The 23,562-nt window shown below is 55.6% G+C and carries 23 protein-coding genes and 1 tRNA gene; 14 read left to right on the forward strand and 10 right to left on the reverse strand.

The window, feature by feature from the left end:
• Positions 1-97: 97 nt before the first annotated feature.
• Positions 98-640: a histidine kinase gene (locus WKI84_RS03910; protein ID WP_337862219.1), complete on the forward strand. Its 543-nt coding sequence runs from the start codon at positions 98-100 to the stop codon at positions 638-640.
• A 20-nt stretch (positions 641-660) separates the two neighbouring features.
• Here WKI84_RS03910 and WKI84_RS03915 read toward each other — a convergent pair whose 3' ends face one another.
• From WKI84_RS03915 to WKI84_RS03925, 3 genes are all read right to left on the reverse strand, one after another.
• Positions 661-1,533 carry a ParB/RepB/Spo0J family partition protein gene (locus WKI84_RS03915; RefSeq protein ID WP_337862220.1) on the reverse strand — a complete coding sequence of 291 codons (873 nt, stop codon included), beginning with the start codon at positions 1,531-1,533 and terminating at the stop codon, positions 661-663.
• Between the two features lie 173 nt (positions 1,534-1,706).
• Positions 1,707-2,237: a hypothetical protein gene (locus WKI84_RS03920; RefSeq protein ID WP_337862221.1), complete on the reverse strand. Its 531-nt coding sequence runs from the start codon at positions 2,235-2,237 to the stop codon at positions 1,707-1,709.
• Positions 2,238-2,653: 416 nt separating this feature from the next.
• Positions 2,654-2,971: a DUF190 domain-containing protein gene (locus WKI84_RS03925; protein ID WP_337862222.1), complete on the reverse strand. Its 318-nt coding sequence runs from the start codon at positions 2,969-2,971 to the stop codon at positions 2,654-2,656.
• A 588-nt stretch (positions 2,972-3,559) separates the two neighbouring features.
• Between WKI84_RS03925 and WKI84_RS03930 the strand changes: the two genes are divergently transcribed.
• A complete protein-coding gene (locus tag WKI84_RS03930) occupies positions 3,560-3,967 on the forward strand; it encodes a hypothetical protein (RefSeq protein ID WP_337862223.1) in 408 nt (135 codons plus the stop codon).
• A 37-nt stretch (positions 3,968-4,004) separates the two neighbouring features.
• A complete protein-coding gene (locus WKI84_RS03935; protein ID WP_337862224.1) occupies positions 4,005-4,277 on the forward strand; it encodes a hypothetical protein in 273 nt (90 codons plus the stop codon).
• Between the two features lie 101 nt (positions 4,278-4,378).
• On the opposite strand, the gene WKI84_RS03940 is transcribed toward WKI84_RS03935, so the two are convergent.
• Positions 4,379-5,386 (reverse strand): DMT family transporter, encoded by a 1,008-nt coding sequence (locus WKI84_RS03940; RefSeq protein ID WP_337862225.1) that lies wholly within the window; start codon positions 5,384-5,386, stop codon positions 4,379-4,381.
• A 221-nt stretch (positions 5,387-5,607) separates the two neighbouring features.
• Between WKI84_RS03940 and WKI84_RS03945 the strand changes: the two genes are divergently transcribed.
• Both WKI84_RS03945 and WKI84_RS03950 read left to right on the forward strand, forming a co-directional pair.
• Positions 5,608-6,804, forward strand: coding sequence for a citrate/2-methylcitrate synthase (locus WKI84_RS03945; protein WP_337862226.1), 1,197 nt, complete (start codon positions 5,608-5,610; stop codon positions 6,802-6,804).
• Between the two features lie 64 nt (positions 6,805-6,868).
• Complete coding sequence (locus WKI84_RS03950) at positions 6,869-8,095, forward strand: NADP-dependent malic enzyme (RefSeq protein WP_337862227.1); 1,227 nt, start codon at positions 6,869-6,871, stop codon at positions 8,093-8,095.
• 19 nt (positions 8,096-8,114) lie between these two features.
• Here the strand turns inward: WKI84_RS03950 and WKI84_RS03955 are convergent, their stop codons facing one another.
• On the reverse strand, positions 8,115-8,339 hold the full coding sequence (locus WKI84_RS03955; RefSeq protein WP_337862228.1) for a hypothetical protein: 225 nt from the start codon (positions 8,337-8,339) through the stop codon (positions 8,115-8,117).
• 314 nt (positions 8,340-8,653) lie between these two features.
• Here WKI84_RS03955 and WKI84_RS03960 point away from each other — a divergent pair, with 314 nt between their 5' ends.
• A complete protein-coding gene (locus WKI84_RS03960) occupies positions 8,654-9,739 on the forward strand; it encodes an LLM class flavin-dependent oxidoreductase (RefSeq protein ID WP_337862229.1) in 1,086 nt (361 codons plus the stop codon).
• 5 nt (positions 9,740-9,744) lie between these two features.
• Here WKI84_RS03960 and WKI84_RS03965 read toward each other — a convergent pair whose 3' ends face one another.
• Complete coding sequence (locus WKI84_RS03965; protein ID WP_337862230.1) at positions 9,745-10,854, reverse strand: MBL fold metallo-hydrolase RNA specificity domain-containing protein; 1,110 nt, start codon at positions 10,852-10,854, stop codon at positions 9,745-9,747.
• Positions 10,855-11,107: 253 nt separating this feature from the next.
• Between WKI84_RS03965 and WKI84_RS03970 the strand changes: the two genes are divergently transcribed.
• On the forward strand, positions 11,108-11,725 hold the full coding sequence (locus WKI84_RS03970) for a hypothetical protein (RefSeq protein ID WP_337862231.1): 618 nt from the start codon (positions 11,108-11,110) through the stop codon (positions 11,723-11,725).
• A 19-nt stretch (positions 11,726-11,744) separates the two neighbouring features.
• Here WKI84_RS03970 and WKI84_RS03975 read toward each other — a convergent pair whose 3' ends face one another.
• Complete coding sequence (locus tag WKI84_RS03975) at positions 11,745-12,200, reverse strand: hypothetical protein (RefSeq protein WP_337862232.1); 456 nt, start codon at positions 12,198-12,200, stop codon at positions 11,745-11,747.
• A 104-nt stretch (positions 12,201-12,304) separates the two neighbouring features.
• Here WKI84_RS03975 and purN point away from each other — a divergent pair, with 104 nt between their 5' ends.
• Complete coding sequence (gene purN / locus WKI84_RS03980) at positions 12,305-12,955, forward strand: phosphoribosylglycinamide formyltransferase (protein ID WP_337862233.1); 651 nt, start codon at positions 12,305-12,307, stop codon at positions 12,953-12,955.
• A 3-nt stretch (positions 12,956-12,958) separates the two neighbouring features.
• Here the strand turns inward: purN and WKI84_RS03985 are convergent, their stop codons facing one another.
• The gene (locus WKI84_RS03985; RefSeq protein ID WP_337862234.1) at positions 12,959-14,134 is read right to left on the reverse strand and encodes an MFS transporter; all 1,176 of its coding nucleotides are present in this window, start codon (positions 14,132-14,134) and stop codon (positions 12,959-12,961) included.
• Positions 14,135-14,173: 39 nt separating this feature from the next.
• On the reverse strand, positions 14,174-14,881 hold the full coding sequence (locus WKI84_RS03990; RefSeq protein ID WP_337862235.1) for a class I SAM-dependent methyltransferase: 708 nt from the start codon (positions 14,879-14,881) through the stop codon (positions 14,174-14,176).
• Between the two features lie 69 nt (positions 14,882-14,950).
• On the opposite strand from WKI84_RS03990, the gene WKI84_RS03995 reads away from it, so the two are divergent.
• Positions 14,951-17,560 (forward strand): DEAD/DEAH box helicase, encoded by a 2,610-nt coding sequence (locus WKI84_RS03995; protein ID WP_337862236.1) that lies wholly within the window; start codon positions 14,951-14,953, stop codon positions 17,558-17,560.
• A 61-nt stretch (positions 17,561-17,621) separates the two neighbouring features.
• Positions 17,622-19,316: a DNA topoisomerase I gene (locus WKI84_RS04000; RefSeq protein WP_337862237.1), complete on the forward strand. Its 1,695-nt coding sequence runs from the start codon at positions 17,622-17,624 to the stop codon at positions 19,314-19,316.
• On the opposite strand, the gene WKI84_RS04005 is transcribed toward WKI84_RS04000, so the two are convergent.
• Entirely contained in the window at positions 19,313-20,041 is a 729-nt protein-coding gene (locus tag WKI84_RS04005) for a hypothetical protein (protein WP_337862238.1), read from the reverse strand. The genes WKI84_RS04000 and WKI84_RS04005 overlap by 4 nt on opposite strands.
• Positions 20,042-20,210: 169 nt before the next feature.
• On the opposite strand from WKI84_RS04005, the gene WKI84_RS04010 reads away from it, so the two are divergent.
• The 4 genes from WKI84_RS04010 to WKI84_RS04025 all read left to right on the forward strand — a co-directional run bounded on the left by WKI84_RS04010 (position 20,211) and on the right by WKI84_RS04025 (position 23,556).
• A complete protein-coding gene (locus WKI84_RS04010) occupies positions 20,211-21,752 on the forward strand; it encodes a hypothetical protein (RefSeq protein WP_337862239.1) in 1,542 nt (513 codons plus the stop codon).
• Positions 21,753-21,824: 72 nt separating this feature from the next.
• A complete protein-coding gene (locus tag WKI84_RS04015) occupies positions 21,825-22,442 on the forward strand; it encodes a CBS domain-containing protein (RefSeq protein ID WP_337862240.1) in 618 nt (205 codons plus the stop codon).
• A 55-nt stretch (positions 22,443-22,497) separates the two neighbouring features.
• Positions 22,498-22,572 (forward strand) — tRNA-Met (locus tag WKI84_RS04020).
• A gap of 174 nt (positions 22,573-22,746) precedes the next feature.
• Positions 22,747-23,556, forward strand: coding sequence for a hypothetical protein (locus WKI84_RS04025; protein ID WP_337862241.1), 810 nt, complete (start codon positions 22,747-22,749; stop codon positions 23,554-23,556).
• The last annotated feature ends 6 nt before the right edge of the window (positions 23,557-23,562 follow it).

Here is a 23,562-nt window from a genome sequence, read left to right on the forward strand (position 1 = left end):
GGCGATAATAAATAACGAAGACCAACAAGTTCAACAAAAATAGTTGCCCAAAATGCGGAAAACATCTATAAACTACTCGCGCTAATGCTTCACAGGCTTGACTATCGACGATGTCGACGAATTGATAATTTCGGCAATGAGCAAGGATGCAAAGCAAGACGCATGGGAGATATGGGACTTTTTGAAGGGGAACGGCATCGAGATCACCATCGAAGAGATAGAGTCAAGAATAGCAAGGCTCGAGAGCGAGAAAGTTATAACCGGCTACACAATCTCGTTTGACACCAAAAAGACACGACGCAGGGTCACGAGGGTGGTGCTTGTGACATTTAGGACATCACAGCATCTTCCGAAAAGGCTCGAAGGCCTGAAGAAGTACCTGGCCGACGCGCCGTTTGTGCTCTTTTCCGGGCGCACGAGGGGAGGCTATGACTGGATATGCGTCCAATCGTTTCCATCAGAGGAGATGGCAGACGAAGAGAGCGACATCTACAGGAACCTCTTTGGCGACATTATCCAGTCGTACGAGGTTTACGACTTTATGCCAATAAAGGATCCCTCATTCCACTCACTTGCATACACGAGCAAGGAATTCAAGAAGTTCCTTGAAGAGTGGGTTCCACCGTTCCTGCCGAGATAGCTCAAGCCGGAAACGCCGCCTCACTTTTTCATGCTGTTGTTCTTGAAGCGAATGCTGTCATCTATTAGCGAATGGACTTTGAGCCTGACCCCCATCAGGAAGCCGATTATCTCGGCCCTCTGATCAGGTTCTACCGTGTTGTGGACCTCGTTTATCAGGTTGTCCAGCCGGTTCAGCGCTATCTTTAGCGTGAGGTATGTCTTTTTGGCAATGATCGGACCCCGCGCCCGGGGTGAAGCAACGCAGGCCATGTCGTCGGCTCCGTTGCCGTCGTCATGAAGCACGCTTTTGAGCTCGCGGATCTGCCTAACCGTAAGCTTGTTGTTCATGATGTGCTCGACTATCAGCGACTGCTTTTCCTGCGGGATCTGGGCTATCTCTATGGCCTGGCTGACGTTCAGCGACCTGTTTGCAATCCTCTCCTTGATGTCATCAGGCAGTTTCAGCAGCTGCATGTGGTGTGAGACATACTCTTCGCTCTTGCCTATCTTTTTTGCAAGCTCTGTCATGCCTCCCCACCCAAAGTCCACGATGTACCTGCGGAAAGCCTCTGCCTCCTCTAGAGGATCCATCGCTTTTCTCTGGATGTTCTCTGTAAGCTGTATCTCGTAAGCCTGCTTGTCGGTCAGCTCTCTTATCTTGGCAGGGACATAGCGCCACCGGAGGTTCTTGCACGCGTTGAACCGCCGGTGGCCGGCGACTATTTCAAAGCCCAATGTGAGGGGCCTGATGAGTATCGGCTGCAAAAGCCCATGCTCTCTGATGCTATTGACGAGGGTTTCAAACTCTGGATCGTTCTTTTGGAATTTGTCCCGAATTGCAAACTGCGATGGCCGTATCATTTTGATTTCGATCTGCTCCACCACACTAGAGTCTACAAATTCCATCAGCATAGGTTCCGTCGCAAACTACTTATATTTTGTGAATAGTGGCGCAATTATTGATGTTTGTGATAATATCATCCTGCAAATTTTCATATATTTGTAATTATTTTGACAGTACCCTTTACATCAGCAAAAAAATCCACCATACGATATTGTTTTCTCATTTATCGGCAAAATATTTTCTATTCTCCATAACGCCTTTTAGCATAAAATACCTCTTCTGGCAAAAAGAGGTCGCGGACATCCGCCGGCAGCAGCGAGTCCTCGACGCTTGCCTTCCCAAGTGCAAAGTCTTTCAAAAACTCGTTACCCACAATGCCTGCCAGCTTTTTGACAGGGTTTACATAAAGCTCCTCTACCCACGAAGGCGGCAGCGTCATTGCATACCTGTGCCCCTCTGTCAGCTTTAGTGTAAAGTACCATGCCAGCCCTTCCCGCAGCTGGTGAGGTAGATTCGGGGCCAGGATGCCATGCACGAGCTCGTGAACGTAATGGCCGAACTTTGCCTTGTCAAGCCGGATGACTATTTCGCCCAGCCCATAGTCAGTCATTCCTGCTAGCTTGGCGCTGCCGCCGGGTACAAAGGCGATGCCGGCGCTCTCTTTTCTCGATATGACCTGTACTTCCATCTCCCAGCTGCCGCGGCAGATCAGGATGTCAAAGGATGTCGTGACCCCGAAATACTCACCTATCATTCTGTTAGCGCTTTCCATCAGCATGAAAACCCTTTGTGACTCTTCTGCAGACACTTTTGTAAGAAAAGTGATAGAAGATTGTGCCATTAATACGACAGCTGCTGCACACCATACTGCAGGCCAGCCACATATAATAGATCTGATCAGGAGACCTGTGTAGAAAAAAGCTAGTAACCGCTGCGACTTTTTGAACACCAAGTCCACCTGCTTCTTTTTTAGTCAAAATCAATAAGACAGCAAAAGGTGGTTGGTCGGTTTGACAAGTACGTGTGGATAGAAGTGAGCGGCAGCTCGACAGGAAAGGTGTTATACTGGCGTCAAAAGGCAGAGACAGCTGTCGGATAAGTACAGCAAGGACGTCGCAGGCACCGTAACATCAAAGGCACCCCTCCTCTAGTTCGCCCTTTGGCAGGGTTTTATCGTTCTTGCTGTTTCTACAGCATGTACACTTCTTGGTACGTCATCACACCGTTATCGTCCACCATGTGCTTGATGTCTGGCAGCAGTGGCAGAAGTTTTTCAGGCTCGTCAACAACTTCGATAACTACAGGGTGATTGATGGAAATGCCTTCGATGTGCAGCGTTGATTTGCCCCTTCTCCCAAAGCCGTCTACAGCATTTACCACGGTAGCGCCCGAGATTCCTGCCTTCATCATATAGTCTAGGATTGCAGTGTAGAGCCTCTGCTTTCCCTTCAGCTGGTCGTTTTTCTTTATTCTTATTGTGAGGCACCACATCTTTTTGGCGACCATTTTTCTATTGTCTTACTCTCCCCACCGCTGCTGCGCCACTACCATCTGCCAAGATCAAGCTCATCACCAACCCTCACTCAATCACAGCACCTATCGATATGCTGGCATTTGCCAATATGTTTATTCCCATCCTGACAAAAGCTTGCTCATCCAGAATTTGCGGGGTTCAGGGGCAAAAACGGCATGTTGTGGAGTCGCAGAAAAACCTTCTTTTTGCACAAAGCCGAGTCTAGTGAAGAGAGTGCAGGCGGGAGGGTCGGCGCTAGCGTGCAGGGCGGACAGATAGAATAGAGCGGAAACATTGTGCCTTGTCTTTAGCTTCCTTATTTTTCACATGGCAAGTCTATCAACCAAATCCCATATCTCTTTTAAGAAATAGATGTGAAATTTCAATCGGCAACTATCGAAGCCGTTTGGTGAAAAGGACGGTGTCATACACACAGTATAGAGAATATAGTGGAAACTATGGAGGGGATCGCATAACCTTCCTTACAGAGGATATCGCGCATGACGAGATGCGGAAGGTACTGAGTTTCGTGTCCTAGCGCAGGAAGAAACGCAGTAGCCGGTACGGGAAAGAGCCCGAGGATGCAGCAGGATCCGTATGACATTACGAGATCCATAGGGCTCACAGACTACCGTACGCAAGAGATAGTCATAAGATGCGATGCCGCAAAGTATAGTCACTACCTTCACGAGCTCATACACGGCATCATAAACAGAGACCATTCTCATCAGCTTCGGGAGGGGCTTGCGTGGTACTTTACGTTAAAGCTGACAGAGAAGCACAAGTATGTGCGGGCGGCATACCCCTCATGGATAGACCACATGTACGTCTATCCTGTCAAAAAGCTGGTAAAGATAGTAGGCGAGGATTTCTTGAAGGATTTTGCCTTGGGGAGAGCGTCATTAGAAGTCAACTTTCTCCCCTCAGACCTGCAGGAATTCTTTATACCCGAGGTGTTGTTCTATGCGAAAAAGAGATACTTTCGATAAAGAGCATGACGACAGGAATTCAGATACCAAAGATGTAATGGGCGACCTGATGATCTCCCAGTACCAGACCGAAAGGATAAGAGCTAGGCTGGCGGGCAAAGTCGAGGGCTATCGCCACGCAGCGGCAGGATACTACTACAAGGAAGATGATGTCGAGTCATCGACGTACCAATTCCAGCACAAGGGCAAGCTATACAGGGTTTCAGTCAGGGTAGACATGATGCCGAGTCATCTTAAAAGGATCAGATTTGGGCAGTTTGTCGAATCCCTTAGTACAGACGCGATACCGGGCTCAAGGAAGAAAAAGTAGAGGTCAGGCAAAAGAAAGAGAGGAAAAGTTGCTGCTGTCCGTTCCTGTATTCTCCCCATATGCCAAGCTGCAGCAGAGAATTTCTCTTTCCATCTCTCCACCTATTCCTCAGGACGCATCAGAGGATGCTGCGTGGAAGATGGTGACGATGATGCGTCTTTCCTGTTTATCATATAGATCCCGCCAAGCATGATGGCAGCTGCTAGTAGCTGGTAGCCAGAGATCTGTTCGCCTAGAAAAAGTACTGCAAAGGCCAGCCCGAATACAGAAGACGTTGACAGTATAATGATGCTCCTTACAGTACCGATCCGCTTTAGCGCTTCAAAGAAAAAGTACAGTGAAGCTCCAAAGCCGGCCGCCCCAAGCAACAAGACAGACAGTAATTCATTGGTAGTTATAGGGGCCAGAGGCACTCCAAGAAACGCCGCTATTGCAAAGAGCGCCCCACCCCCTATAGCAGACTTTAGGTGCACAGCCTTGGCGGCGCTGATCCTGTGCACGACTAATTTGCTGATGTTATTGTCTATAGCCCAGAAGAGCATTGACGACAGGATGAGTATGTCGCCGTAGTATGTCTGAGCCGAAAAGAGTGCAGCGTCTGCAAAGTGGAGGTTCGTAGTGATGATAACGACGCCAGTGAGCACCAGCACGAATGCCAAGTAGCCCAGCGGCCGCAGCCTTTCTTTGAAAAAAGCTATGGCGATGGCCGCCGTAAAGATGATCTCAGCATTGACAAGGAGCGCGGAGTCTGCCGCAGAGGCGGTCTGCAGGCCTGCAAAATAGAGAGTCGGAGCTGCTGCCGCGCCTGCCGCTGCAATTGCTATCACAAGCATGTAATCCTTGCGCCCGAGTGTATGCTGCGTTTGCTGTCGTTGTTGTTGTCTCTGCTGTACCCTGCCTGAGTAAGCCAGCGGAGCCAGCGTGGCCGCAGCTATAAGATATACAAAGGACGAGAGCAAGAGCGGGTGGATGGATGAGGCGACAGGCTTGGCCACGGTCGATATAGAACCAAACAGAGCAGCAGCCAGGAGTGCAGAGCCATATCCTAGTCGGACATACGACGATGACGACGATGGCTCTGGTTCCGGCGCAGCTGCTGCCGATGCCATGACAAGAAGAGCACCTCCAAGATATTTTAATCCATATACACACATACACAAATGTTGTACGCACAGAAACATACGGTCACCGGCTATCCAGGCGGCAGTAAAAGTACCTGGTGGTGGCAGACGGCGCGATGCCGTGAAAAGTGTGCCTGCAGTGCCCGGGCTCTTGCTGCCTGCGACACTACTTTAATATAGAAATTTTGCCAAGCTTGCCGCTGAGATAGATGGACGCGCGCAACATCGGCCTCCGCAACATCGAAGTCGCAGACACGAGGATATGCGCCATCGATGGCGAGAACGGCAAGCTCATCTACAGGGGCTTTGACATACTAGACCTCGTCAACCATTCCACTTTTGAAGAGACGTCGTACCTTTTGCTTTTCGGCGAGCTGCCAAGCCCGGAGCAGCTGGCAGACTTTGGCCGCAGGCTGCGCGAGGCCCGCAACCTGCCAGAGCCCATCATAAAGAACTTGAAGAATAGGCCCAAGAGGGCGCAGCCGATGGACGTGCTCCAGTCGTGCATATCAGAGCTAGCCGACTATGACCTGAACATAGAGGACGCGTCAAAGGAGGCGCATGTCAGGCGCGCCGTGTTGCTGATAGCCAAGATACCGGCCATCGTGGCCGCATGGAACCGCATTCGCACCGGCCACCACGTGGTCGACCCGATGGAGGAGGGCTCCCACGCTGCCAATTTCCTTTACATGCTGCGGGGCGTCGAGCCGTCTGCAGAGGAGGCCAAGGTGATGGACATCTGCCTCATACTGCACGCCGAGCACTCGTTCAACGCGTCCACGTTTGCGGCGCGAGAGATAGCCTCCACAAGGGCGAGCATGTACGCCGCGATATCAGGCGCGGCAGGCGCGCTCTCAGGCGAGCTGCACGGTGGCGCAAACGTGCAAGTGATGAAGATGCTGCTAGAGATAGGCGACCCCGCAAACGTCGAGAAGTGGGTCGCAAACAGGCTCTCCACAGGCGGCAGGGTGATGGGCATGGGCCACGCAGTCTACCGGACCACCGACCCGCGGGCCGACATTTTGTCGCGGCTGTCAAAGGCCATCTCCAGGGAAAAGAACAACAAGTGGTACGAGATCACCGAGAGGGTTGAGAGGGCCACGAAAAAATGGATGATAGAGAACAAAAGGCAGGCCATCTACCCAAACGTCGACCTGTACTCGGCCTCGATATACTACAGCATGGGCATCCCGATGGACCTCAACACCCCGATATTTGCGGTGTCGAGGATATCCGGCTGGTCGGCTCATGTCATTGAGGAAAAGTTTGCCGAGGCCGCCCCCAAGCCTGCGCTCTACAGGCCAAAGGCAGTCTACATCGGCCGGTACTGCGGCCCCATGGGCTGCGAGTATGTACCGCTGGCAGAGCGCAAGGCGGCACAGCAACAACAGCAACAACAACAATAGAGACAGAAAGGATAAGGAAACGCTGATAAACAGACGCCGGCCCCCTAGCTAGTAAGAACCGTCTTTGGAAAGCCTGAGAGAGACGCCCCCGCCACAGAGGCGGGCCGCTGCAAGCAAAAAGCCCAACCTCGGCAAAGAAGCCATCGACCTCCACAGGAGGCTGAGGGGCAAGATAGAGATCAAGAGCAAGGTCCCGATAAGGACCATGCACGACATAAGCGTAGCGTACACGCCCGGCGTCGCAGAGGTGTGCAGAGCAATCGCGCAGGACCGCGAGAAGGCTTATGAATACACGTCAAAGTGGAACAACATTGCCATCGTCACCGACGGGACGAGGACGCTTGGCCTTGGCAAGCTCGGGCCCGAGGCCGCGCTGCCCGTGATGGAGGGCAAGGCCCTGCTGTACAAGCAGTTTGGCAACGTGGACGCCTTTCCGATATGCCTTGCCACCACCAACATTGACGAGATAATCGCGACCGTCAAGAACATCGCCCCCGTTTTTGGCGGACTCAACATCGAAGACATCGAGACTCCAAAGGTGCTGGAGATAGTCGACAGGCTCAACGCAGAGCTTGACATCCCCGTGTTCCACGACGACCAGCACGGCACTGCCGTAGTCACGCTGGCCGCGCTTTTGAACGCGATGAGGCTGACCAAGAGGGAGCCGGAGAACACAAGCGTCGTAGTTGCAGGCGCAGGCTCGGCTGGCTATGGCATCGTCAAGATACTGAAGGAGATAGGCGTTCAGGACATTACTGTCACGGACTCGCAGGGCGTGATATCAAAGGCCCGCGACCTCACCACGATGAACAAGTACAAGCTGGAGCTTGCCGAGATGACAGACAGGGACGGAAGCAGCAAGGCCGGCCTTGCCACGCTTGCAGACGCGGTGAAGGGGAGGGACGCGTTCATCGGTGTGTCAGGCATCAAGGGGCTGCTGACAGGCGAGATGGTGGCCTCGATGAACAGGGACGCCATCGTGTTCCCGCTGACAAACCCTGACCCCGAGATACACCCGCGCACTGCAGCGCAGGCCGGCGCAAGGGTGATAGCCACAGGCAGCTACAAGTTTGAAAACAGGGCCAACAACGCGCTGGTATTCCCGTTCACGATGAGGGCGATTCTGGACAACAGGATACGCAACATCGACCAAAAGCTTTTGGTGGCGGTGGCAAACGCGCTGGCAGACCTCGTGCCAAAGGACAAGCTGGCGCCCTTCAACATACTGCCCGACGTGACGGACAAGCGGATACAGCCTGCCGTGACCAGGGCGGTGCAGGGAGCAAAGTAATTTTTCTTTTTTGTGTACGTCAGGCAGGCGAGACCTTGGCCTTGAGCCATTCTCTTGCCCTGCGCTCTGCCATGTGCTTTTTCAGCACGATGAGCGTCATCTCGTAGAAAGTCACGCCCTTTTCGCGCGACTGCATGTCTATCCATTTCAGCCCCTGCGCAAGCTCGGGGTCGCTCTCGGCTCCCGCCACAAGGTCGTCTACTACCCTCATGAACTCCTCGTTTTCGGCTTCGGCGGCGAACATGGCTTTCCTTGCGCCGTTGCAATTTTACACGGTGGTTCAACCAACGTTGACACGTTGCACATTTTCTTTTGACATGCGTTAAATCGGGTGCTGTTGAATCTATCGGTGTCGCGTTTCCCCAGCGGTCAAAAGTAACACTCACTTTTCAACACTCAATTACAATACCAAGAGATTCAACAGCACCTTAAATCGCAACATTTCACCTCAAAACGTGCCGGTTTTTCAAGAATAGAACGTCCGTTTGATATGCTTAAATATGCCCGGGATTTTTCCATACTGCAAATGATTGAGAGGATTTTTGCGGAGGATCACGCTTGAGCAGGATAAAATTCGGCTTTACACAGGGCCTCAACGTCGCCAGGCTCGGCCTTGACGAGACCCAGATAATGACTGCTGCCCAGATGGCAGACAGGCTCGACTATGACTCGGTGTGGGCCATGGATCATTCGAACGTGCCGCAGTGGAAGAACGCAGTCGTGAACGACGCGTGGCTGATGCTTGCCGCGCTGGGCGCGGTGACAAGAAACGTAGAGCTCGGCACGTGCGTCACAGACGCCATACGCCGCCACCCATCTGCAATTGCGCTTTCGACGATAACCCTTGACAGGATAACAAACGGCAGGGGCGTGCTTGGCATCGGCGCAGGCGAGGCGCAGAACGTGGTCGACTTTGGGATCGAGTTTTCAAAGCCGGTGACCAAATTCAAGGAACAGCTTGAAGTCATCGAGAGGCTGTTCGAGTCAAGCCCAGATAACAAGGTGAGCTATAACGGCGAATATTACAGGCTGATAAACGCCTGCCTCCAGGCAAAGAGCATAAGAAAGCCCAGGCCGCCCGTATACATTGCGGCAGGCGCCCCAAAGACGCTGGAACTGTGCGCAACCTACGGCGACGGCTGGATACCTATAGGCTACACGCCAGAGCTTTTCAAGGCGCACGCCAACGTAATCAGAGATCACGCCAAGAGGCTCGGCCGCGACCTGTCCGGGTTCCAGTTCGCAAACGACGTCGACATTTACTTCTCTGACGACGGCGAGGAGGCGTGGAACAAGATGAAGAACGCAGTCAAGGTCAGCCTGTACAAGCCAGAACTGCTGAAGGTGCACAACATACCCCAGTCGTCCGAGTTTGACTTCCGCAAGTACTTTACCGAGTACACCATGGACAAGCCGGAGCTGATGGAGGCGATGAAAAAGGCGGCGCTCCAGATACCTGACAGCGTCGCCCGCACCGCAATAGGCGTGGGTTCGCCGGACGACGTGATAGAGATGCTGGAGCGGTTCATCAAGGCAGGCACGAACCACTTTATCATCAGGTTCTGGGGAGACGGCTACTTCAAGAACATCGAGATGTTCGGCAAGAAGGTCATCCCCTACTTCAGGGAGCAGGAAAGAAAGTAAAATAGTCAGGCGGACCGGAACGAGTCCAGCGTGGCGACCTTTTCTTTCTTCCTCCGCTCTTCTTTCTTCTTTTCGTGTCCTGCTATCGGCTTGGCGTCAAACCCCATCCTTTTGAGAGAGGCTGCAAACTCCTCTGAAAAGCCGTGGAACGTGAACACCTGCTCAGGGCTGCACTGCCTGACTGCCTGCATCAGCTCCTCATAGTCGCAGTGGTCGCTAAAGGGCATGGCATAGTCAAGCCCCATGGTGTAGCGGTAGCGCGGGTCGACTGCCCAGCCGGAAAAGCCCACGGTGACTGCGCCGTACCGCTCCTTCATCCTTTTTACAAACGCATTCCGGCCGCTCATAAGTGGCGCCACCATCACCCAGGGCCGGCGCTTTGAAAGCAGCCCCTTCTCTTCTGCCTCTGTGTGGCCCATTGCGTGTTTTAACTCGACTCCCAGGTCGGAATGTATGGCGTTCATCTTGGCTACCGAGTCGTGGACAAACACCGGGTCCCAGTGCCCGAACAGCTTGGTCAGCACCTGCGCCTTGCCAAGCGCGTACCCCATCAGGATGACAGGGATTCCCATGTCGTACATTTCAGAGATTATCTTGTTTGTCTTGTGCGTGATCTCGTCGATGGCAGGGAAAGAGTATTCTGGCCTGCCAAAGGTGGACTCGATTATCAGGGTGCGGGCGTGCGGGAGGCGCGCCGGCTTTAGGAACGCGCGCTCCCTCGTGGAAAGGTCGCCTGTGTAAAACACTTCGTCGTCGCCCACCAGCAGGCCACGCGAGCCCAGGATGTGGCCGGTGTCCACAAGCTGGAACCCGTCGTGCTCCTCATCATCGTCGTCGCTACCGTCGGCGATGTCGTACCCCCTTGCGCTTGCAAGAAGCGACGTCGCCCTTGACACTATCAGCTTTGATCCATGGCTGCTGTTGTCGCCTTTCCCTGCAGGGCGTGAGCGGCGGTGGAGGTGGTCGACGTGGGCGTGCGACACAAAAGTGAAATGGCAGTCGGCAGATTTTGACGGGTCGAGCGCAATGGTGGTGCCGTCTGCGCGCCTGACCGCTATGCCAGACCTGTCAACAAACACCGCCGACTCTGCCGTCCCTCCTGCTGTCGTCCCCATTCCCGAGCTGTCATGCCTAGCAGAGCTTGCTATTTTAAGATTTAGCTCCCTCTGGCTTTAAAAAGTCAGGACGTGAGCGTGGAAATTCCGGACCTGTGATCTTGATTGAGCATGACAGAGTCACTTTTTAAACAAAGCCGCTCCCTCTTTCATTTCCTCTTACTTTCTTTCAAACAGGGTTCTAAAGCACGCAAGTGTCTAAGGTAACCTGATGTCAAAACTCTTTTGTTTAAAGCAGGTAATCATGATGCATATGGCATCGAGTAAAGAAGATAACAGATCAAGGGATGAAAGGGAAAGCACTGCCACCTCTGCTGCTAACAGGGAGGCTGCGAGGCAGCAGCAGGGGAGCAGGGAAGGCAGCGGTTTTGGCGGCGCGCAGCAGAGGCAGCAGCAGGAGGCGGTGAGCAGGTCGATAGACGCCACCAAGGAGAACATAAGAGAGGCCATCAACGAGGCGAGGCAGCAGATGTCCAAGCACACGCAGGTGATGAACGACTATCAGAACCAGACCATTGACGCCACGAAAGAGATGGCCGAGAGCTACCTCGACGCCCAGAGGTCGATGATCAATTCCATGCAGTCAAACTGGAACCAGAGCATGATGCAGCAGCAGATGTTGTGGTTCAACATGTCGCCGCAGGCGGTGGCAGACGCGTACACAAGGATGGCGGGCAGCTTTGCCGACGCGTCCGTGGCCGCGACTAGGATGGCCAACAACCTGCTGTCTGCAAACCTCGAAGCGGCCAAGACCACGCTCAACTATGCCAAGGACAACGCAAGGGAGATGGCGAGGCTCGCCTCCAACTTTGCAGGCTCGGTCGAGCGCTCGTCAAGGGAGCAGATGCAACAGCAGGAAAGGCGCTTCTGAGCCCCTCTTCCTTTTTCTTTTATTTGACCACGGTCACTGCCTTTGTCTCTACCGCCGAGAGCACGCGGGGCGACTTTAATTCGGAAACAACGAACGTTCGGAGCTCATAGTTTCCCGGCCTGTCCGGCAGCCACGACCACCCCAGGTCGTGTGCGCTGTTTGGCCCGGCCCTGCCGCCCGTCCAGCCAAGATGCACCGTAATGTCGTCCGAGTCCCTGACCTCGATTATGGCCAGAAACGGCATCTCTCGGGGCTCGACATTTACGACGTGCATGGCAAGCATTGCCTGCCTGCCGGCACGGACCGAAGAGACATCGTTTCCTTCAAGGTCGTGCAGAGCCGGCGTCGACGTAAAGGAGGCAGGGTATGTCAAGGCAAAAGCGGGTGCAAGGACGGCAACTGCAGGCACGGGCATTGCTGCTGCCATCATCATCACCACTACCAGCAGCACAAAATACGAGAATTGACGACGCATATGCCGCGCACGCAATTACCTGCGTGCCGAAATTTAACCGCTATGCAGTGTGTCCCTCCCCCAGAGACATTTAAGAACAGGCGGCAGGGCACATAGCATGCTTTATGGCGACGGCGACTAGCACCACTACTACTACCAACCTGGGCATACTCATATCCGGCAGGGGCAGCAACATGGAGGCGATACTTGCGGCAGTCAAGGCAGGCAGGATACCAAGTGCAAGGCCCCGCATCGTTATCTCTAACAAGGCCGACGCGGCAGGGCTCAAGACTGCCGAGAGGTACGGCGTCCCGACAAAGGTCGTCCTGCCCGAAGGCGCCAAGGGGTGGGACTATGACAAAAAGCTGGTCGCCGCGCTGGAAGGGGCAGGCGTGACCCCGCAGGACGGCCTGGTCTGCCTTGCAGGTTTCATGCGCATAATAAGCCCCGAGTTTGTGCGCCACTTCAAGCTGAGGGTACTGAACATCCACCCTGCCCTGCTGCCGTCGTTTCCCGGGTTGCACGCCCAGAGGCAGGCCGTGGAATACGGCGTCAAGGTGTCCGGCTGTACCGTGCATTTTGTCGACGAAGGGGTCGATTCGGGGCCCGTGATACTCCAGAGGACGGTGCCTGTCGAGGACAACGACACAGAGGAAACGCTTGCGGCAAGGATACTGGAGCAGGAGCACAAGGCGTACCCCGAAGCAGTCAGGCTGTTTTCAGAGGGCAGGCTCAGGGTGGAGGGCCGCAAAGTGTTCATCAGATCGTCATCATGATGATCATGATCTTTTGCGCGCAAACGCCGTCATCATTGCTGTAGCAAGCACGGCTCCCATGACAGAAAACGCCAGGTAGGGGCTTGGCGGGCCAAACGCGTCCGAGGAGAGCCCGACTGCAAGCGGGCCGGCGGCCCAGCCCACGCCAAACAACGTCTCGTATATTCCAAGGCGCGACCCCAGCTTTTCTGGCGGGACGCCTTTTGTGACAATGCCAAACGTCACCGGGTAGAATATGCTGGTCGCAACCCCTATGAGGGCCAGCGCGGCTGCAAACGCAAAAAAGGTCCACGACGAGGGCGCGCCGGCGGCTGCAAACGAGACGAGCATGCTTGTGGCGGCAAGCGCGACTGCCCCTGCAAGCGCCGGCCTGCCCCAGGCGGCCAGCCTCTGGGCAAACGGTAGCGTGGCAAAGCGGGCGATGCCAAACATAAAGAACAGCACCTCTATGTTCTGGTCGCTCATGCCTGCCGACTTTATGTATGCAGGATAGACCGCAAGCGTCACGCCAAACGTCACTGCGTAATAGAGTATGGCCGCGCTTGCGGCAGGCCGCAGCGCCAGCTCCTGCCTGACCTCGGCAAGGGTCGTCGCCTTTCTCGGCTCCCGCGCCTCGGCAGGCCGGCCGTGCCTTACGAGCAGGAGAGCAGGGACGAGCGCCGCTGCGATTGCAAGCGCGGACAGCTGAAAGAGCGTGCGGTAGTCGAAATAATCGAGCACCAGCTTGCCTGCAAGCGGGCCGGCCATGAATCCGCCCACCCATGCTGCGGTAAAGACTGCTATCCACTTGACTCGTTTTGAAGGGTCAGAGTTGGCAGAGATTATCACTTCAGACGAGGGCCAGAAGAGGGCGTGTGCGACGCCTGCAAGGGCCCGGAACGCCATCGCCTCCGGCACCGACTGCACTGCAGAGAGCATGAATATCGAAAACACGTTGAGCCCGACGCCTGCCGCAAGCACGTACGCCCTGTTGACCCTGTCGAGGGCCATCCCGACAAAGAACGGGAAGAACATGTACGGCAGATAGTTGGCCATCCCGACCAGGCCCACCTGCGAAAAGTCGGCGCCAAGCTCCTCTCTGGCAAACACGGGCACAATGGGCGAGTGCATGCCGTACGAGGTGCCCACAACGGCCGCGCACACGGCCACCATCACCAGGATTATCGCCGCCTGCCGCAAAACTAGTCATCACCACCACAAAAAAGCCGGCTGGCGCTACTACTTGTACGCGGCCACCATGATTGCCCCGTCCAGCATCCCCTTGTCAAAGACGACCTTGGAAAATTTTTCAGCAAGCATCGATTCCAGCTCTGCGTTTTTGGGCCAGCGGAGGAAAGTGCCGTACAGCGTCTTGAATTTGAGGCCGACCCTGCCTGCCGCAAAGTATGCAGATATCCCAAGAAAGTGTTTCAGGTACGTCGCCACCATCCAGCGCTTGAAGGCGCCGTCTGGCTTGCCCAGGTCGACTATTATCAGCCTGCCTCCGGGCCTGAGCACCCGGTGCATCTCTGCTATCGCCTTTTTCAGGTCGATGGCGTCCCTGAGCGAGTAGCCGCAGAGCACGACGTCGAACGCGCCATCTCTGAACGGCATGTGCTCAAATATTCCAGACGACAGCGACGGCATCCTGTCGCCCCAAAAGCGGCGCACGTTTGCAAGCATCTCCGGTATCGGGTCGTACAATACTATTGCCGCATCCCCATTTGCCTCCTCCAGCGCGGTGCGGGACATGTTGCCGTAGCCGGAGCCGGCGTCGAGCACCCAGTCGCCCGGCATCACTCTGCCCCGGATGGCGTGCCGGCGGTACTCGTCGTCCTTGCCAAGCGAGATGACACGGTTTACCTTGTCGTAGACTGGCACTATAGCACGCAGCACTTCAATGACTTCGGGCCAGTAGCGGCTGCCAAGTCCTGCTCCTCCAGACAAGCAATGAGATCGTCTGCGACTGCTATTATTGTATATAACGGATTGCGTATCTGGACATAATAACGGATCATGGTGAACTTCTCTTCTTACCGCTGCCCCAGGTGCTCAAGCCCCCATTCCGTGGGCGCTGACAGGATATTTGACGGGCGGCTGATGTTCCAGTGCGCCAAGTGCAGGGTGTGCGCGCTTGTGCCGGCGCAGGCAAGCATGGACGAGGCTTACCTTGAATTCCTGGACAGGTGCGACAGCAACCAGGTTTCAACGTCTGACGACCTCCGCCCACTGATGGAGCAGGAGAAAATAATCAGGCCGAAAAAGGAGGTCAACGCGCTCATCGCCGCGGCCGGCGCCAAGGGCGACCCGCTCGTCGAAGAAACGCTGCATTCCGAGCGCGACTATGTCGTCGACTTCAGGTCGATGGCAGAGGAGCAGCCCGACTATGGCGCATCGGAGGTCGGCTCGCTTCCTGTGGACGAGGCCATAGCAAGTACGCTTCGCCGCAAGGGCATCGACCGCCTGTACAGGTTCCAGGAAGAGGCCGTGAAAAAAATCCTGCAGGGTGCAGACGTCGTGATAACGGCCCCCACCGCGTCCGGCAAGACCGAGGCGTTTTGCATCCCCGTCCTGCAAAAGATTTCAGAGGAAGTGTCGCGCTTTGGCTCGCTGCGCATATCAGACGAGCGCGGAAAAATAATGGCCATTTTTGTTTACCCGACAAAAGCGCTGTCGCGCGACCAGCTCCCCAAGATAGCCGAGCTTGCCGGGCCTTTAGGGATACGCGCGGCAGTTCTGGACGGCGACACGCCCGAGGCAGAGCGGAGGCTGGTGCTCGATTCGCCCCCTGACATTATCGTGACAAACTTTGACGTGCTCCACTACCACATGATGCACAGGACGCGGTTTTCAAGGGCCTTTCGGACAGCCAGGTTCCTAGTGGTGGACGAGGCGCACGTCTACACCGGAGTTTTTGGGGCAAACGTGCACCACATAATCGCAAGGCTTGAGAGGCTGGCCGGCTCTCGGTTGCAGGTGGCCGCCGCTTCTGCCACTCTTCCAAACGCCGGCGACTTTTGCCAGGTGCTCTTTGGCAGAAAGATGGAGGTGGTGCAGGGCAGGGGCAGGCGGGGCAGGATAAACCTTGCCATCATATTTCCGTCGCTGCGGTCGCACAGGTCGCTTGCCATCGACCTTGTGAAACAGGCGGCAGGCAGAAAGCACAGGACGATAGCGTTTTCAGGCTCGCACCTCGGGTCGGAGCTCCTCGCCTTTTACGCGGCGCGGCAGGGGGTCAGCATCAGGGTGCACAGGGCCGGCCTGACGGCAGAAGCAAGGGCAGAGGTGGAAAGCATGTTCAAGCAGGGCAAGCTGTCTGCAATATCTGCCACGCCGACGCTGGAGCTTGGCATAGACATCGGCCACGTGGACGCCATAGTATCAAACATCGTTCCTGCAAACAGGCTGGTGCAGAGGATAGGCCGGGCGGCCAGGAGAGGGCAGCAAGGGTACGCGTTTTTGGCGCTTGGCAACGACCCGATAAGCCAGTACTACAAGTCGCACCCCGACGACTACCTTGCAGACCAGGAGCTTGCCTACACCGACCCCGCAAACCCGTTCGTGCAAGAGTGGCAGGTGCTAGCCATGGCCTGCGACAGGCCGATTGCAGAGGGCGAGTCTGCCCCCATGAAGGACGCGCTGCAGCGGCTGATGGCAAGTGGGCTTGTCAGGCACGAAAAGAACCGCTTTGTGCCGGACCTGAAAAAGGCGATGGAGCTTCTCAACGCCTACAGCATACGGGGCATAGGGAGCAGGGTCGACATCAGGATAAACGGCAAGCTGGCCGGCGACCGGTCGCTCCCGCAGGCGCTGGAAGAGCTGCACAAGGACGCGATCTATTTCCTTGCAGGCAGGCGCTACCGCGTCAGGCAGCTGCACCTTGACGATAAAAAACAACCATACGCCGAGCTTGACGTCATACCATACGACTATCCTTACTACACAAAGGCGCTTACAGACGAGTGGCCCTCCATAACAGAGGTGCACGAGCGCAAAAAGGTGTTTGGAGCAGAGGCGGCGTACTGCTCGCTCAGGATCCAAAAGCGGGTGCTAGGGTACGCCAACATAGAGGTGGGGCACGAGGCCACGGCGCAGGGGAAAAAGGTACTGTTTGACAAGGCGCTAGAATATGAATTTGTGACAAAGGGGTTTGTGTTCCGCGCCCCGGCGCCGGCCGACTCCGTGGCAAAGGCGGGAGACGAAAAAGAAGAGTACGTCGCCATGAGCGCGTTCCACGCGTCAGAGCACGTCATAATCGAGGGGAGTGCCATGATAACCGGCGGCGCGTCGCAGGACCTGGGCGGGATCTCCCTTGGCGCCTCTGGCCTGATATTTGTCTATGACGGGAGCGTCGGCGGCAACGGCGCAAGCAGGGTGCTCTATGACAGGCTCGACAAGGCTGTCGGCAGGGCGCTGCGCATTTTGTCAGAGTGTCCGTGCACCAGCGAGAGCGGATGCCCCCGGTGCACGTACTCGTACAGGTGCGGCAACAACAACGAATACCTGCACAAAGCAGCTGCAATAGAGGCGCTGAACAGGATGGTGGAAGGCGAGCACACAGAGATAGGACTGGAAGAGGGCCTGCCGGAGCAGGACGCTGCAGGAAGCGACAGGGCGCTGGTGTGACGACCCGCCGCCACAGGGAAAAAGGTTTAAGAGTGGTCTGAGGCGTTTTCCAGTAAAGCACATGGAAGAGGTCACCACTGCTGCTCCTGCTGCCGCCGCGCCGCCGCAGGGAAAGATAAGGTGGCGTACGCTTGTCCACAGGGGCATCGCCTTCCCGCCGCCCTACCAGCCAAGGGGCATCACCATATCCATCAAGGGCAAAAGGGTGGCGCTCACCGCAGAGCAGGAGGAGCTCGTCTACGCGTGGGCCAAGAAAAAGGACACCCACTATGTGCAGGATCCCGTTTTCCAGTCCAACTTTATCTCTGATTTAAAGCCGCTGCTGCCTGCAGAATTTAAGAGCATGGAATTAAAAATATCCGATTTTGATTTCTCTGAGGCGTTCCGGCTTGCAGACGAAGAAAAGGTGATGAAAGAGCGCGAGAAAGAGCGGTTAAAGAACCTGCCACGAGAAGAAAAGAAAAAGATGGCAGAGGCCAAGAAAGCCGAGCGCGAGCGGCTGAAGGCCACTTACGGCAAGGCCATAGTCGACGGGCAGGAGGTCGACATCGCAAACTGGCTCGCCGAGCCCCCTGGCCTGTTCATGGGCAGGGGCCAGCACCCGCTCAGGGGCAGGTGGAAGCCAAGGGTCAGGCCAGAGGATGTCACGCTGAACCTCGGCGAGGACGCGCCGGTGCCTGAGGGCAACTGGCAGAAAATAGTGCACGACCACTCGTCGACCTGGCTTGCGACCTGGATGGAGAGCCTGACTGAAAAGCGCAAGTACGTCTGGCTGCACGACTCGTCGGCGCTCAGGCAGGGCAACGATCAGGCCAAGTACGACAAGGCCAAAAAACTGGCCGAGCAGCTGGGCAAGGTCGAAAGGGAGATAATCCGCAAGATGAAAAACGACAGGACTGCCACCGTGGCCTACCTGATATTCAAGCTCGCCATGAGGGTCGGCGACGAGAAGGACCCCGACGAGGCCGACACGGTGGGCGCAAGCACGCTGCGGGTCGAGCACATCAGATTCCCCCAGTCAAGCAACGGGAGGCAGCAGATCGAATTCAACTTTCTGGGCAAGGACAGCGTGCCCTGGCAAAAGACGCTTGACGTTACCACCGACGACACAAAGGTTCTGTACGAAAACCTGAAAAACTTTGTCAAGGGCAAAAAGCCCGACGAGCGGATTTTCGGCGAGATAAACTCGCGCAAAGTCAACGAGTTCTTCCAGACCGTGATGCCCGGGCTCACGGCCAAGGTGTTCAGGACGTGCATAGCCACCAAGGTGGTGCAGGACGCGCTGGCAAACCCGCCCATCAAGGTCGACAAGAACTCCACTGAATCGCAAAAGATCTATGTCGCCAAGGCGGCAAACCTGAAAGCGGCGATTGCGTGCAACCACAAAAAAGGTGTCGACCCCAAGAACCCGGCTGCCAGAAAGGCCGCTGAAAAGTTTGAGGAGAACATTGCCAAGAGGAAAGAGGCGATAGCGGGCCTAGAAAAAGAGATAGCGAACAAGAACTGGAAGACTGAGGCGCAGGAGAAAAAGCTGAGGGAGCGACTGGAAAAGATGCAGGTTCAGCTAAAGCTCATGCAGGAAACCCGCGACTATAACCTCGGCACGTCGCTTCGCAACTATATCGACCCGAGGGTGATGAAGGCGTGGCTCAACTATGTCGACCTTGACTGGACCAAGATATACACCACAACCCTGCAGCGCAAGTTCAAGTGGGTCGAAGGCTACAAGGAAAAGAACTTCAAGTTCTATCCCTAGTAGGGCTGCAGCTCTGCCTGCGTGAAATTGCCCCTGCTTGACATGATGATGACTGTCGCGTCCGTCACCTTTTCAAACACGAGCGTCAGGAGCTCCTCTGCAAACAGGGAAGGGACGCTGCCATCATGGTGGTATACGGTAAAGTAGTGCTTGCATGCATTACCACCACTGCCACCATTGCTGCCGCCGTCGCTGCCCCGCACCCTGTGCACGGCGTCCAGGCCGGCCACCCTCAGATACTGTTCGAGCACGTCGAGCATGGTCCACATGTCGTATCTTTTCAAGAGCGGCACGGCATCCTTTTTCATGAACGAGAAGGCTATTGTCGCCGTGTCCCGGACCAGCCTGCTGCTAGTTGCAGCAGTAGTGCCAGAAACGTCTTTGCTGCCTGCGCTGCGCAGGGAAACCTGCAAGAGCGCAGAGAATATCCCCGGCACAGGCATTGCGCGCGCAAGCTCGTACCTGTCCCTTGCTGCATGGCTTTCCAGCACATGGCTCACCAAATAGTCTACAGACGCACGCTGCCTGTCGGCCATCCGCTCAAGGCGGGCCAGCGTGTCGGTTCCAAGCTGCACGTCTATCCTGTCGGCGACGCCGCTTATTCTGTTACGTTTTCTCTGCTCAAGGCGTGCAGAAACATTGCTGCGGATTACATTACTTCCATCATCGCTGCCAATACCGCTTCTATTATTGCCATCACCGAGTAAGACAGGGTTTTCCTGCATGACGATCAGGCGTCAACATCGTATTAAAGGAGGTGCAGTACATTGCAATAGTTAGTTAGTCACCCTCTTACTCTGCTCCTTGCACTCCGCTGCATGTGTGTGTAGCCTAGCCCCTCGTCAGAAGACTTATATCGTTTCTTTGCCTTTTTGGCTCCGGACTATTATTATAATGGCTGCCTCGTATCAAGGGCGCTTTGTCACCGGTTTTTTCTTTGCCACGATGCTAGCGGTGGCCCTTGTCCCGGGCAGCGGCATTAACCAGGCAAGCGCGCAGAGAGCTGCCACTACCACGCCGGACTCGCTCTTTGTGGCCCTCCTTGCAAACGGCGACTCGCTGGTGGAATACGACGTCCTGATAGCCCAGCCTTCTGCAAAGAGCGTCACGGTTCAGCTCTTTGGCACCCACATAAACGACCTCATCGTGACCGACTTTGACGACAACATACTCGACTTTTCCCCGGGACAGAACCCGGGCGAAGTCACCATATCGCCAGCAGGCGCCAAGGGGGCCAGGATAAGCTACACGACGCCCGACCTGGTGGGCAAGGACAGGAACGTGTGGACGTTCATGCTAGAGTCACCAATCGGCTTTTCGGTCAAGATGCCTTCTGGCAGCGTGGTCATCGACTATGGAGACGCCATGCCTTCCATAATACTGGTGGGAGACCAGACCCTCCTCACGTTCCAGGCAGGCGCCAAGCAGGTGAAATACGTCATCGGGGTGGTTGGCACCGAGGAGAGGGCCAATATCACGATAAAGCTGGTAGAGACCACCATCAAAGAGACCGAGGCCAGCTATCCGGGCATCGTCCTTGCAGAGACCAAGGACCTGCTTGCAAAGGCAGTCGCGGCGAAAGAAGCAGGCAACTTTGCCGAAGCCGAAAGGATGGCGGCGCAGGCAAACGACGCCGCCAAGACCACCGCAAGAGAGTTTGGCGAGGCAGGCGACGCCGTCGAGTCGGCCAAGGCGGAGGTTGAAAGGGCGGCAGGGCAAGGGCGCGACGTGACGCAGGCAAGGGCGCTCCTTGAGCAGGCAGACGCCCAGTTTGCGGCAGGCAGCTACTCGCAGGCCCAGAACACGGCAGGGCGGGCAGTGGCCGCAATAGGGCAGGCCCCCCAGTTCCCAGTCACGCTCGCAGCAGGCATCGGAGCGGCCGTTGCGGTAGCTGCTGCGGCAGCAGGGGCGCTCTTTGTGCTCAGGAAAAGGAAGAGGCAGCCGCAGGCAAAGGAGGCATACAGGAGGCCGGCGCCGGCTGCTGTTCCAGAGCAGGCCGATAATGATGATGATGATGACGATGTTGCAGAGCCGGCCCTTGAAATTCCGGCAGACGACGCCCCGCCTCCCTCCTCGCTGGAGCAACAACAGCAGCAGCAGCTCCAGCAGCCTGGCGAGCCGGTGCAGGAAGAAGTTGCAGCAAAGCCGGCCGAAATCGTGCCCGACTCGCACACCGACAGGGGCCTCCTTGGCAGGATAGTGGCAAGGATATTTGAGGAAAAGCCGCACCTGCGGCAGGAGGACAGGAACGTGCTCCAGTTCCTTGCAGAGAACGAGGGCGCAGCGTTTGAGAGCGAGGTGCGCACCAAGTTCCAGCTCCCCAAGACCACAGTGTGGAGGCTGGTCAAGCGGCTTGAGCGGGAGGAGCTTGTAGAAATCAGGAAGGCAGGGGGCCAGAACCTGATAAAATTGCGTTTTGAGGGCAGGCAGCCCTGATTTTTATCCGTTATCGCAGGGTTTGCAGATTTCTTGCGCCACGCTTAAATAAATCGTCATCGGCAAGTATGCATGAGCACTGACATCACGTCGCTTCTTGCAATGCCGATAGAGCACTTCATCAACATGAACGTCGCGATCATGGAAGGTGACAGGTACGTCGATCAGGCGCTTGAAAAGATGAAAGAAAAGGGCGTCAGGAGCGTCCTGGTGTCGCACCAGGGCGAGGTGGTCGGCATCCTGAGCAAGACAGACATACTTTTCAAGGTGATGTCGCAGGGCAGGAACCCGGGCAAGGTCAGGCTGAGAGAGATAATGACCAGTCCCGTGTTGGCGGTCGAGCCGCAAAAGAGCGTGCAGGACACGCTTGCGCTCATGGACAAGCACGTCGTCCGGCAGCTAATAGTCAGCTCGCACTCGGCGGTGCTTGGCATGGTATACCGCGACGACATTTTTGAGCGGATACACATGTCAACCATGTCCACGGCAGACACAGCGCTCAAGGGAACGCCTGTGTGCATCATAAACCCCAAGGCGATAGCGTACGTCAGGGACGTGAGCACTGCAAAGGTAGTGTGCCCCTACTGCGAGCTCCCCTATGACAGCAAGGAGGCGCTTTCAAAGCATATCGACCGGCTCCACACGGGCTCGGGCGTGCTCGAAGGCGACGTGCGCAGGACGTTTGAATAGTTAATATAATGTAAGGCGAGATTTGAGCTTGCTTACACACGCTCGCTGGGCACGTGCCGGGGTAGCTCAGCTTGGTTAGAGCGTACGACTCATAATCGTAAGGTCGCGGGCTCAAATCCCGCCTCCGGCACTTTTTTGCATCGAATGAGCCAAGCCCAACTTTTGGGGTTTGATCCTGCCTTTTTTTACGTAACTTGTGCGCTCTTTTATCGCCAGAATTCTGAATTTGTGTAATTTTTAAACGTCAGGAACTCTCCGCGCTGCAGCCAAAGGCTCAAAAGGTGCCTCTGGCCTCCTTCTCCAAGTGGGCAGCAGCATAATCGCACCTGTCGTCGCAGGTCTTGCCGCAGGAATAGCATTTGTAATTCTCTTTGCTTCTCTGTTCAGTTCCGCTGCCCCTGTTGTGCAAAGCAGGTTCCATGCAGACCTCTCTATAGATGGGCTGAAGGACAGGTATTCGGTGGGGGAAAGCATTGATTTCACGATAAGGGCAACTGGATACGGCGTCGCATGCGGCTATCCAGATGTCGAAATCATAGACTTGGACAGACATGGGGAAACAGTATTCGGCCTTCCTGGAAGCCTCATCTTGATTATCTGCGACCTTGATGCGAATAATTTTGACAGGACGTGGACGCTGACAGAGCTTGGGACGACCGGCCACGTAACAATAGACAGGGTTGGACATTACAAGGTGGTAGCCAGTTTCGGCAGGCAGACGGCAGAGAAATACTTTATTGTAGATGAAATATCCAAGCGAGCGATAGAAAAGACAAATGGCCTGGACGAGGTAAAGACGTTTGTGGGCCATTATCCTGGTGCAGAGGCAAGAGTATACTTTGTTACAACCTGTGCCACCGAATCTTGCGAAACTCTGATACGGGTTCCAAGCGTCGTCGAGTATCTGTATGAAGCAGGAGGAGCACAGGACGGCGACAACAGGACGGCCATTCTGCGAGTTGGCATTGAGCGGAAATGGAACGGCGAGCCTGTATATTTCCAGATCAGCTGCCAGGCATCAGGCAGCGAAGACGCCAAGGATATTTACGGTTCACGAATAGAAGAAGAGGACATCGTTGAATTTCTGCATGAGGAGAGTCGCTGTCCGCAGTGAGCTTGC

Origin of the sequence: Nitrososphaera sp. (assembly GCF_037447015.1) — an archaeon.
Taxonomy (GTDB): Archaea; Thermoproteota; Nitrososphaeria; order Nitrososphaerales; family Nitrososphaeraceae; genus Nitrososphaera.